Raw genomic sequence first — 12,913 nt, 5'->3', positions numbered from 1 at the left:
CTAAAAAAAATGACCAAATCATAATTCTTTGAATATATGATTTAGTCATACCATTCTATCTACTCAACAGTTAATTCTCCAATTGATTTTAAAAAGCTAACTTCTCGCAGCTTGTAATTTATTTTCGAATCGATTAATTCGGTATGAGCGCGCTGCCAAAAAGCCTGAGCATCTAATAATTCTGTTGTATTTGCTAAACCTTCATAATAAGAATTTTTTGTCAAATCTACGTTCTCATTGGCTTGCTCCATAGAAACTTTTGCTAATTCGATTTGTTGGTAGGCCTCCTGCAATTTAAAATAAGATTGTTGAACTTCTAGACGAATTAAATCCTGAGTTCTCTCCATTTCAAATTCCTTTTGCCTGCTTTGAGAACGCACCGATGCAACTTTGTGCTTGCGTTCTTGCCAATGAAAAACGGGAACCGACAAACTAGCTTCAACAGCAAGAAAATTCGTTGAACCTATTAAATCTTCAATATCACTCATGTAGGAATAAGAAGCTCCTACTCCAAACTGAGGTAAATAATCTGCTTGGGTATTCTTAACCTGTTCCTGCGAAATTTCAACTTGTTTTCCAAGCATTAAAAGTTCGGGACGCTGAGCAATTGCTTTTTGCATGTAATCAGGATCAATCACTTCTTCGCTAATGTTTATTACTGTATCTGTTGCCACAATTCCAGTCGTCAAATCTTTCCCAATAACCTGACACAATGACATTTGCGACAGAACCTTCAGATTATTTACGCGAAATAAATCCAATTTAGCCTGATTCAACTGAACCTGAGCTTTCAGTAGTTCATTTTTAGTTGTAATCTCTAATTCGTAAGCATTTTGCAAATCCTGAACCAAAGCGGTAAGCATTTCTACATACTTTTGAGTTAGATTTACTTTTTCGTTAATAGAAACTAAATTCCAATATGCTTGGTCTGTTTCCAACAACACATCGGATGATTGCAAATTTCGATTATAAGTAGAAATATCTCGTCCCATTTTACTCATATTATAGGAACTTTTGATTTTACCACCCATATAAATAGGCTGAGTAAGCGTTAAATTAGCCGAAAAATAATCGATATTACCCATCTCGATGCTGAAGTCTGGAAAATAAACATCACTAAGTCCACTATAAACTCCCTGCTCTGCTTCGGCCAAACTATTTGCTGTAGGTAAAAACGACCCCGAAAAATTAATATCATCTATATCGTGATAGTAATTGTAGCTACCACTGGCATTTAAACTGGGTAAAAACTGAGTAAACACATACCGAACATTCGATTCATTTTCGGAAATCATTTCGTCAGCAATTTTTATTTTCTGGTTGTATTCTAGAGCCAATGCACGGCTATCGCTCAATGACAGCTTTTCTTGAGCCATTCCCTGAAAAGCGATCAGGGAAAAGGCTATAAGACTATATATTTTGTTTCTCATATTTTCAAACACTTATAAATCCATTACATTTTTTGTTGAAACTCTGTAGAAGATTGCATATAGAACTGGCACAATAATTAAAGTAATTATGGAACCAATCAACAATCCAAACATAATTGCAACTGCCATTCCTCCAAACAGCTCATCACTAATTAAAGGAATCATTCCTAAAATTGTAGTAAGCGATGCCATAATTACCGGACGCATTCTTGAAACGGCAGAATCGATAACTGCGATTAAAACATCCTTGCCTTCTTTTATCTCTAAATTAATTTGATCAAGCAATACAACCGCATTTTTAATCATCATTCCCATTAAACCAAGCGTTCCTATAATGGGCATAAATCCAAATGCTTTGCCAGTTATCCACAATCCATAACTCACACCAATAAATGCCAGAGGAAGAACGGATAAAATGATAATGGGTTGACGGAAATTATTGAATAATGCCATGATAACAATTACCATTAGCAAGAATGCCAGTGGTAAAAATTTACCGATATTTTCATTTGCATCAGCACTGTTTTTGTGTTCTCCCAACCATTCTAAATCATAACCTTCAGGCAAAGAAATGGCCTCAATCTTATCGTGAATATTCGAATAAGTATCTGGAGCATTATAACCCGGAGCAGGATCACACTGCGCTTTTATAGCTCTTCGTCTATTGTAACGCTTAATTAATGGATCTTCAAATTCGATATCAATGGAAGATACTACTTGACGCAAAGGAATACTAGTAAGTCTAGCTCCCCAAATTGGAGTATTTTCCAATGATTCCATGTATTTATCTTCCTCAACAGTCGTTTTCAAATAGATTGGTAAAATATCATCAGCTTTTCTGAAAACGCCAATTGGCAATCCATCGGTGGCACAAGCCATTGCATTAGAAACATCAGATCTTTGAATTCCAGTTAAACGAGATTGTGCCTGCGAAAAATGAGGATTCCAAACTTTCACCTGATTTTTCCAGTTGTTGGTAACCTTAATAGCTGTTGGCTCATCTATCATTATTTTTTCAGCTTTCTCCGATAGATCTCTTAAAACCTGAGGATCTGGTCCAGAGAATTTAGCTTCGAGCATTGCTTCGCTTGAAATCGCAGAATAATATCTTACTCTGGCTCTTGCCCACGAATAATTCTCATTTAAATACTCTTGTAGTTCAGCACCAAATTTTACAGTAGTTTCGTAATCTCTCGTATCAACGATTAGCTCTCCATAATTAGAATTACTCATTGTAAATGGTCTAACCAAAGTATATCTTGCCGGAGTAACCCCCAAACTGGTTGTCACATTTAATACTTCCTCCTGATCTAACAAATAAGATTCTAAACTGCCAAGTTCTTTTTCAACCGTTTCGATATCTGAACCTTCAGGCAGGAAATACTCTACAATAAACTGATTGTACTCCAGATTCGGCATAAAAAGTTGCTTCACATTCTTAAATACAAAAATTGAAGACACAAAAAAGAATACTGTTATCAGTAAAATTATTGTTTTATGACGCAAAGAATACTTTACAAAATGACGGAATTTTAAATAAAACTTACTTCCGTAAGGATCTGCTTCACCTTCCTCGATATTCTCGTACTTTTTACCTCTTAAAAACAGATCACAAAAATAGGGAGTTTGTGTTAGTGATAATATCCAACTCAAAAACAGAGATATTGCAACAACCAGAAACAAACTCTCGCAAAATTCACCTGTTGCATCAGGTGACAAATAAATTGGCAAAAAAGCCAGAATAGCAACAATTGTAGCCCCTAATAAAGGCATAGCCGTTTGCTTGGCTGTTCTGCTCATCGCCTCATTTCTACGCATTCCTTTCTTTAAATCAACCAGTATCCCATCGGCAATTACAATGGCATTATCAACCAGCATCCCCATGGCAACAATAATGGCTCCCAAACTTACACGCTGAAGCATGATATCCGTGCTAAGCATGACAATAAAAGTTCCCAATATGGTAAATATCAAACCACTACCTATTAGCAAACCAGTTCTAAAGCCCATAGCCAGCAAGAGTACGAAAACTACAATTAGTACAGATTCGATAAGGTTAACCATAAAGGTTTCAATAGCAATATCCACACGCTCGGGTTGATAAAAAACACGATTTACATTAACTCCAACCGGAATACTTGCTTTTAGTTCATCAATACGCGTTTGTATACGCTCACCCAATTCAATAACATTACCTCCCTTTTCCATTGCAATAGCAAGTCCGATAGCTGGAATTTTATTGTACTTTAACTTGCTAGAATATGGCGTAACATAGTCTTCTTTTATATCGGCAACATCTTTTAAATAAATCGAATTTTCACCATAAGCAGAAATCAAGATATTCTTTAAATCATCTAACTTATGAAAACTGCCTTCCGAAGCAATCCGAATTCTATCACCCCCCACTTTCAAACTACCTGGATCAACAATCTCGTTTTGGTTGTTCAAAATTTGAATTATACTGGCAGGATGTATTCCCAAATAAGCCATCTTTTCTTGCGACAACTCTACATTGATACAGCTTTGCTGTTCCCCAAAAAGATCGATTCTCTTTACTCCACTTACCAGTAAAAGTTCGCGTTTCATATATCGTGAATAATCCTGAATTTCCTCATCAGAAAAACCATCCCCATTCAGAGCCAGAAAGATTCCATATACATCACCAAAATCGTCAACAACCATTGGTGTAGATGCTCCCTGAGGCATAGCAACACTTATGTCGTTTACCTTACGTCTTAAAACATCCCATATCTGTGGAAGCTCTTTTGTTTTTACCGATTTATCAATATTAACGGTAATTTCAGAGTATCCTGCCATCGATCTGGATTCAATATTATCTATATTGTCCATTGACTGTATGGCAGTTTCTAAAATATCGGTTACTCTCAACTCCACCTCATGAGGCGAAGCACCCGGATACTGCGTAATAACCAAAGCCGTTTTCACACTAATTTCTGCATCTTCTAGCTTTCCCAATTTAAAGAAAGCCGCTACTCCTCCAAATGCAATCGCAATTAATACAAAGAGGAGTACTTTTCGCCGTTTCAAAACAGCATCTGTAAAACTCATAACTGACCTCCGATATTAGAGTTCGACTTAGTATGCAATTGCTTTACTTTTTGTCCTTCTCGAAGATTATTAACTCCTGCTGAAACAATTAAGTCACCAATTGAAACTCCATTAGAAATATTAATCATTCCCTTAGAATCGAAACCTCCCATTTGCACTTCCCTACTTTCTACACAATTTTTATTTTCGTTGTAAACCCACACATATGACTTTCCTTCCTTACTAAAAACAGACTCTACCGGAACTTTGCAGTCTGTAGTACTGGTCGATTTTAGCTTTGTTGTGACGCTTGCTACCATTCCTGGGACAATTTGTTTATCTCGAGTATCCACTTTCAATCTCATTTTAAAAAAATTATCGCCATTTGGCTTTTTCTCAATCTCAATTAATTTCAAATTGAACTCTTCATTGGGAAAATTTTCAAATTTGGCTGTAAAATCAGTAAATAGTTTATTTTGTAGAAAATCATTTTCACTTAAAGCTACTCCAACTTCCAAATTATGTAAATCCAATAGTGAAACGATAGGTTGTCCGGCTCCAATTTTTTCATAATTCTCAACATATAAAGCTTGTACATAACCCGAAAACGGTGCATAAATTTTAGTGTCATTTAATGCATTCTCTGCAGCTTCTTTTTGCGCTTTTGCCAATTTAAATGCTGCCTGAATTTGATCATATACACTTTTTGATGTGCTTTTCTTCTCGTACAATGCGGTATATCTTTCTGCTTGCAATTTTGCATTATCGAACTGTGCCTTTGCAGCTTCCAACTGAACTAAATAATCGCGTTCATTTACAGCTGCTATTAATTCTCCTTTGTTCACAAATCGCCCCTGATCCACATTTAAACTTACCAATGGACCCGAAATCTGAAATGCAATTTTCACTTCTCTTGATTCTTTTACCAAGCCAGTAAATACCTTTACCGAAGAACCATTTGCATTTTTACCAATTTTAAAAACCTTAACAGGCTGAATAACTTCCGTTTTGCTTGCCTCTTTCTCTTTACATGCAAAAATCCCTACTCCCAAAAAGGCAGTAAGAATTACAATTTTCACTAATCTCATCATTTTCATTTTACTTCTTTTGAACGACAATAGGTCATTTGATTCACTCTATACTTAAAAAGAGCTTAATCCATCACTGAACTCTTGAAATGAATTCTCAATTTACAAATCTACTATTTAACTGGAATTCCCATTCCCGAAAACACACACCGAATTATGGTGCGCAATCTATCGATAGTTTCCTCGTCGGAATATTGGTAAGTCAAATAAATATCATTTAAATTTTGCAAAGCATCAATGCAATACTCAACATTAATATCCTGACGAATCAGTCCTCTATCTTGCCAGTCGACATATTTTTTATGTAAATTACTGATTTCGTATTTATATTTTTCTTCAATACCCTTCTCTATAAGTGGATATTCTTTATAGATCTGTTGTATCAATATCCGCTGACCTACAAGACCATAACTAAGATAATTATCAACAAACTGCTGAGTAGCTTGTAGTGGATCATCAGTTAATTTAAAAGGTTCCAATATTTTAATAATATTCTTATGAAATATCTGGAAAGCGATTTCTCTCACCAGATCTTCCTTCGTGCCGATAATTTTGTACAATGTAGCTTTCGCCAAGCCCGATGCACGTGCCAATTCAAGCATATTTAATCCTCTCAAACCAAATTGCAGAATCATTTCCATGGCAACTTTTGTTACCTTTTTCTGAACTTCAATTTTATCTACTTTTGCCATAACTGAACCGAAATAGTTTTACGGGTACAAATATAGCTAAAATTTGATTCCATGAAACACTCTAGTAAATTTTTTTTCACAAATCAGAATACGTCCTTATTTAATGAACTGTAAGGTCCAATTTATCAACTAATATTCGAAGATAAAACAGCAAAAATGCAACTTTCAAAGAAGTAATATTAACACAAAACCCCTCATCGCTAAAAAAATACCCTCCCAATTGCAATGCAATTGGGAGGGTATTTTTAAGAGGTTTTTGGTAAATAAGATCGAAGCAAAGAAATCTAACTCCAAAGAGGGCATTCCGATTGGGCATATTAATTTATTGCATCAACATCCCCTCAAAAGTTTTTACCCATTTATTAAATTCTGGATAAACTTCCTCGGCATGCTTACTGCTTTGATCTTTTAAAAATTCTTGCAATTTATTCTTACCGCCTTTATTAATGAGAAATTCAATAAAAGCTGCTCCTATCGGATAACTTAAATTTCTTTCGTATTCGGTTGGTTTCTCCCATAACTCAAGCAGAGAAAACTTATCTTTTGGCACTATACTTCTTGCTTTGAGCATAGAACTTTCTTCCATTTGATTGAAGTACATCCCCAAACCTTCCGAAATAAGCATCGTTTTATACTTAGGTTGCAGGGCCAGTTTACAAAGCATGTGCACCAATTCATATTCTCTTGGTTCTCCAACCAATACATTCACCGTACAAAGCTCAGAATTAGAAAATGGTAAAGATCGAGAAAATTTGCGATAGGCTTCATCGATATCTGTCCAAACAAATAAATCCACTTTTTTACCAGGTTTTACCCCCATCCAATCTACAATACGAACATAATTACGTTCCATATTAGACATATATTCATCTGGATTTTTCAGAGTATTTTTATCCTGGAAGTGAAATCTAATATTCTCTGATTCAATCTGCTCCCAAGCCTTATAGTATATTCCTTTCTGAAATAAGGACAAATATCTCTGAGCATAATTACTAGCCTCTTTAGATACTCTTTCGTTCTTTATTTTCTGAAGTAGAGTTACAGCTCTTTGTTCTTCGCCACTTACAAAATAACATTTTGCCAGATAAGCATTACTTATTGCTTTAATTTCATTAGTTGCCGATTCCGATGCAATGGAATTCTCTAAATAAGGAATTGCTTTCTGAAATTGTTTGGAATTGGTGTAAGAACGACCTAGAATTGAATTTAATTCCGCATCTGATGGATTTTCTGAAAGCATTGTTTGCCCAAGTTCAATTGCTTGATCGTATTTCCCCTTCGAAAATAATTTTCTTAATCCCTTGTTCTGGCTCATCAAACTCGTTTGGAAAACCAACAAAACTAATGTTAAAAGTATTTTATTCATTGTATCGTATTATAATTAGGTTTGGCAATTTACAAGAATTAATTGATTCGCAAAAAGAGGTTTTATAAAGATCACATTGAATCCATTAATCTTACTAATTACAGATGAATATATTGGAATACAACCACCATCACCACAAACAATTATTCAGGCTAACTACTTTTATAAGAAAAAGAGAAATGGAATGATAATTCCCAACAAAACTAACCATTTCCCTCGCCCTTTTATTCCATTTTTCCCAGGAACAATAAACATTCCCGACAGGGCAAAAACAATCATCGCAATGGCAAAAATATCAGCCATTATTGTCCAACCTTTTCGACTATTGTAATGTAGTTTATTGATAAAATAGATCCATTCAATTTTTTCGTACATTTCGAAAGTTAGAGTTCCCTTTTGGGGATCGTAATTTCCCAACCCTCCTTTTAAGTACACACTATACTTATCTCCTTCCGGAAGAATTCTATTTAAAGGATAGGCATTTAGATGCTGACTCCAATATACTTGCAACTGATTTGGGGTTAAACCCGGTTTCAACTGAATGTTGTTGTAGTTAGTATGATAGGCAGGATCTTTCCCATTTTTTTTATGATTTAAAATAATTCCCGACAGAGCATAAATAATAGTAATTCCAACAAAAAGATAGCCCAAATCGCGATGTATAAAGCGAAGCCATTTTCTAAATCCTACACTATTCCAAAACCTCATAACTTTTTCCATCAACATAGTATATTGCGTAATAATCCTTATTTTTTTCCCTCATCCAATCACGCATTTCTTTTATATTCGCCATTTCAGAAGAACAATTCTCCCCATTTTCTTCCATGGCATGTTTTGCTTTTACTTCGCTTTCCTGTTTGGCAATAGCTACTTGATCCAGTCGTTTTTCCCGAAGAATACCTGTCACCATAATATCGTGTCCAACCAATTCCTTATCAAAACCCTTCAATTCTCCCGTGGCCTCCACTCGTATCGATAAAGTACCATTTGCATTTTTCAATATGCAGCGTTTCCCCGAATGAGCACAGATGTGATTTACCAACCCATTAAAACAAAACTCTTTTCCAAGTATTTTATCAGCATTTTCCATTATCTCATCGATAGAAATCACTTTCTCATGAATTTGATTCCCTTTCGCAGTTCCCAGATCCTTTTCTTTATTCTGTTTTTGTACCAAATTACACGACACACAAAAAACACAAATAAAAAAAACACTTATGTATTTCATATCACAAAATTTAAGTTTAATTATTACTCTACAAAATCATGACTACCAAGATATAAATCCTGATAGAACAAATAATATTTATTCCTATTTATTTCCATAATAAATATCAAATCTTAAGTAGATAAGACTGAATTAAAGTCATTTGAAATCAAGAAAAATTCAATTAGACAGATTTTAATCTTAAAATTTTGAACATTCGCATTACTTTAGCAACCATTCACAGGTAATTGCGTACATTAACGAATATCATTAAAGAATGAACTTCACCAGACAAAATAGATTCTATAGACTTCAATAATACTATGAAAATACAATTTGAAAAATTTAAGGATTGGAAAATCAAAACAAAATTATTCCTACTAACAATTATCACACTGCTTAGTATCCTATTTTTAAGCTTAACGTCTAGCTATTTTTTTAACACAAGTCGCACTTTAAATGTCATGATTAATGGGGTTCGAGTGCATCAAACACTCCTTCAGAATTCAGTAGAAAATTTATATCAATTTAAAATTACAAAAGACTCTGTTTACCTAAAAAAATCAGCTGCTCACCTAAACAAAGCGAATTGTTTAATTGAGGATATGTTAAAACTTGAAAAAGATTACGAAACAAAAAGCACAGCAGAAATAGCAACCTACCTATACAATGGAGCGCCTGAGGCCTACAATAATGATATTAACAATGCTAAACTAATGGTAAGCAGGCTAAAACTTCTTAATCGATTTCGTAGCAAAAACCTAAGTGGTGCGAGAGTAAATGTACGTAAAGCATTTACTGTTATTGATGATATTGAAGAGGAACTCCTTAGTAATGGAGAAAATATTGACATTGATATTATTCAAGATAAGTTGAACATCATCCAACAACATTATTCTAACATAAGTAATGAAGTAAACAATTTATCGCACAAAATCAACTCAGCTTTAATCTATATAATTCTGGGCATAGCCTTTATTCTTACCCTTTCGATATTAATTCTGTCCAGATATATCTACAAATCAATATCCATACCTGTTAATCAAATTGTAGAGAACTTTAAATTAATAGCTTTAGGAAACTACCACGCTCCATTAAACATTGATTCAAAAGATGAAATAGGAAATTTAGCTCGATCCTTCAATACCATACAACATGATTTCCAAAACGTTGTAGATCACACTAGCAAAATTGCCAAAGGAGACTTGAGCACTAATCTAGTCCTAAAATCAAAGGATGATGAGCTATCAATTTCAATAAATAAGATGATTGAAACTCTTAAAGATTCAAAGGCAAAAAATGATGATACTTTATGGTTCAGATCTAGCATAAATAAATTAAATACAATACTTCAAGGAGATCAAAACTTAGAAAATGTAACCAATAAGTCACTTATCTTCATTAATGAATTATTAAATGTTCAACTTGGCGCTATTTACATTTACCATAAAGATAGCGAGATATTAGAGCTTTCAGCATCAATAGGAATGCCAACTAGTGAAGAATCAAGACATATTCCCATAGGCTATGGACTAGTTGGACAAGCAGCAAAAACAAAAAACATTAACCATTTTACAGATGTTCCTACCGATTATTTTACAATTTTTTCGGCGTCTGGAAAAATGAAACCCAAAAACATCATGCTCATTCCACTCATTTACAACCACAAAATTCGTGGCGTAATGGAATTAGCAACAATCAACACTCTAAATGAAACTGAAATTAGTTTTATTGAAGCTATTCGTGAAAGTATGGCAGTAAAAATCTCCTCCACTTTGGCACGTACGCAATTGGAAACGCTACTCACTAAAACACAAGAGCAGACAAATGAATTACAGGTTCAGCAAGAAGAATTACGTATTGCAAATGCAGAGCTAGCTGAACAAACAAAAACTCTGATCGATAATGAATCGAAACTTCAGGTGCAACAAGAAGAATTACGAGTAGCCAATGAAGAATTAGAGGAAAGAACAAATCAACTTGAAATTCAGAAGGAAGAAATTCAAAATAAAAATCTTAACTTATCTCAAACACATGATAAACTAGAAACAAAAGCTCGAGAATTAGAACAAACCAGCCAATACAAATCCGATTTTCTGGCGAATATGTCTCATGAATTGAGAACTCCTCTTAATAGTTTACTAATTCTATCAGGTTTACTTGCCAAGAACAAGAAAGGAAACCTAACTCCAGATGATATAGAGTCGGTAGAGATTATCAATAAAAGTGGTGAAGATCTCTTGCAACTAATTAATGAAATTTTAGATCTATCTAAAATTGAAGCTGGCAAGATGGCTGTTGAATTCGAAAACATTCACATCGAAAACATAGCTAACAACATTCTCATCAACTTTAAACATCAGGCAGAAAAGAAAAAATTAGACTTCAAAGTTGAAATTGCACCCAATTTTCCCAAAACAATTGAGACAGACCAACTAAGAATATCTCAAATTCTAAAAAATCTTTTATCCAATGCGTTTAAATTTACATCGCAAGGATCAATTACCGTAAGTATGAAAATGCTTACCAATAAAGAAAACTTGCAAAGAGAAGATTTAAAAGGAGCTGAAGTATGCGCCTTTATGGTTACAGATACAGGAGTTGGTATTCCAGATGAAAAAAAGGAAGCAATTTTTGAAGCATTCCAACAAGCTGATGGAAGTACAACAAGAAAATATGGAGGAACTGGCTTAGGCTTATCGATCTCAAAAGAATTAGCTAGACTACTTGGTGGTGAGATTCATCTGGAAAGTGAAGCAAATAACGGATCTACTTTCACATTGTTTCTTCCTGTTTTACAGGAAGGAAGCACTAAGTCCGAACCAAAAACCGAAATTGGCAAAAATGAAAACATGGATGAAAAACCTGCCATTTCGCCAAAGTTCATAAATGATGATAGAGACATACCGCAAACTAAACCAACAGTAGTAATCATTCATCCAGATAAAAAAGAAGCAAACCAACTTCATTCTCAAATTCGTGATAATCAATTCAATGCCCTTGCAGCATCAAATACTAAAGATGCAATTGCACTCATTGAAAACCACCAAGCTTCCGCAATTATTATCGCTTTAGCATTATTATCGAAAAATGGTGAAAGTGAATTGAAGCTATTAAAATCTCATTCTTTAGCATCTAAACTACCCATACATGTTGTTAATCCTATTGAAGGATTAGGTGACGTTGAAGTAGGAGAATTACCAACTGTTAATACTACAGATTTTAATACTGCCATTAAACAAATTCAAAAAGATCTCCTTTCTGATTATAAAAAAATATTAATTATTGAAGATGATCCTGTAACTCAAAAAATCCTCACAAATCTATTAAAACCAACAAATGCAATCATAGAACAGGTTACGAATGGTCATAATGCTATTCAATTAATTAAGAAAAACAATTACAATTGTATCGTGCTAGATTTAGGCTTGCCAGATATAACTGGACATGAATTATTGGACAAACTCACCGAGGAGAATATAAAAATTCCAAATACAATAATTTACACAGGTAAAGATCTAGATAGCAATGAGCATCGAGAGCTAAGCAAATTCACTAATTCAATTATTCTTAAAGGATTAAAATCTGATGAAAGATTGATGGATGAAGTAACACTATTCCTGCATCAAGTTGCTACAAAAATTCCTGAGAGTCCGAAAGTAAGCGCAACAGAAATTGACGATTCCATTTTTAAGGGAAAAAAGATTCTTGTAGTTGATGATGAGATCCGAAATATTTTTGCTCTGGGAAAAATTCTAGAAGACAAAGAAATTGACGTTTTAGAAGCTGAAAATGGTAAAATTGCCCTTGATGTTTTAAATGAAAACCCCAATGTAGATTTGGTATTAATGGATATCATGATGCCAGAAATGAATGGATATGAAGCGATGACTCTTATACGAGAAACACCCAAAATAAAAGAAATTCCAATAATTTGCCTTACAGCTAAGGCAATGAAAGGTGATTGCGAAAAGGCAATTGCATCGGGAGCTAATGATTATTTGGCCAAACCAATTGATGAAAATAAATTGTTTTCAATGTTAAAAATTTGGCTTTATAACTAAGTGGAACCTTATCGTATA

The 12,913-nt window shown here is 34.1% G+C and carries 8 protein-coding genes; 1 reads left to right on the top strand and 7 read right to left on the bottom strand.

From position 1 onward, the window contains the following. Positions 1-59 precede the first annotated feature (59 nt). The 7 genes from ABYT26_RS00485 to ABYT26_RS00455 form a co-directional block, all read right to left on the bottom strand. Positions 60-1,430: a TolC family protein gene (locus ABYT26_RS00485; RefSeq protein WP_372750909.1), complete on the bottom strand. Its 1,371-nt coding sequence runs from the start codon at positions 1,428-1,430 to the stop codon at positions 60-62. Between the two features lie 12 nt (positions 1,431-1,442). Next, positions 1,443-4,499, bottom strand: coding sequence for an efflux RND transporter permease subunit (locus ABYT26_RS00480; protein ID WP_372750908.1), 3,057 nt, complete (start codon positions 4,497-4,499; stop codon positions 1,443-1,445). Beyond that, complete coding sequence (locus tag ABYT26_RS00475) at positions 4,496-5,575, bottom strand: efflux RND transporter periplasmic adaptor subunit (protein ID WP_372750907.1); 1,080 nt, start codon at positions 5,573-5,575, stop codon at positions 4,496-4,498. The genes ABYT26_RS00480 and ABYT26_RS00475 overlap by 4 nt, the downstream gene beginning before the upstream one ends. 104 nt (positions 5,576-5,679) lie before the next feature. After that, positions 5,680-6,258 carry a TetR/AcrR family transcriptional regulator gene (locus ABYT26_RS00470; RefSeq protein ID WP_372750906.1) on the bottom strand — a complete coding sequence of 193 codons (579 nt, stop codon included), beginning with the start codon at positions 6,256-6,258 and terminating at the stop codon, positions 5,680-5,682. A gap of 322 nt (positions 6,259-6,580) precedes the next feature. Continuing rightward, positions 6,581-7,573 (bottom strand): tetratricopeptide repeat protein, encoded by a 993-nt coding sequence (locus ABYT26_RS00465; protein WP_372750905.1) that lies wholly within the window; start codon positions 7,571-7,573, stop codon positions 6,581-6,583. A 213-nt stretch (positions 7,574-7,786) separates the two neighbouring features. Further along, the gene (locus tag ABYT26_RS00460; RefSeq protein ID WP_372750904.1) at positions 7,787-8,344 is read right to left on the bottom strand and encodes a PepSY-associated TM helix domain-containing protein; all 558 of its coding nucleotides are present in this window, start codon (positions 8,342-8,344) and stop codon (positions 7,787-7,789) included. Continuing rightward, positions 8,316-8,852: a hypothetical protein gene (locus tag ABYT26_RS00455; RefSeq protein ID WP_372750903.1), complete on the bottom strand. Its 537-nt coding sequence runs from the start codon at positions 8,850-8,852 to the stop codon at positions 8,316-8,318. Before ABYT26_RS00455 ends, ABYT26_RS00460 begins: the two co-directional genes overlap by 29 nt. 302 nt (positions 8,853-9,154) lie before the next feature. Between ABYT26_RS00455 and ABYT26_RS00450 the strand changes: the two genes are divergently transcribed. Then, positions 9,155-12,895 carry a response regulator gene (locus ABYT26_RS00450; RefSeq protein ID WP_372750902.1) on the top strand — a complete coding sequence of 1,247 codons (3,741 nt, stop codon included), beginning with the start codon at positions 9,155-9,157 and terminating at the stop codon, positions 12,893-12,895. Positions 12,896-12,913: the final 18 nt, after the last annotated feature.

Origin of the sequence: Labilibaculum sp. (assembly GCF_041595635.1) — a bacterium.
GTDB lineage: Bacteria > Bacteroidota > Bacteroidia > Bacteroidales > Marinifilaceae > Labilibaculum.
This window is presented reverse-complemented; position numbering and strand designations above follow the sequence as displayed.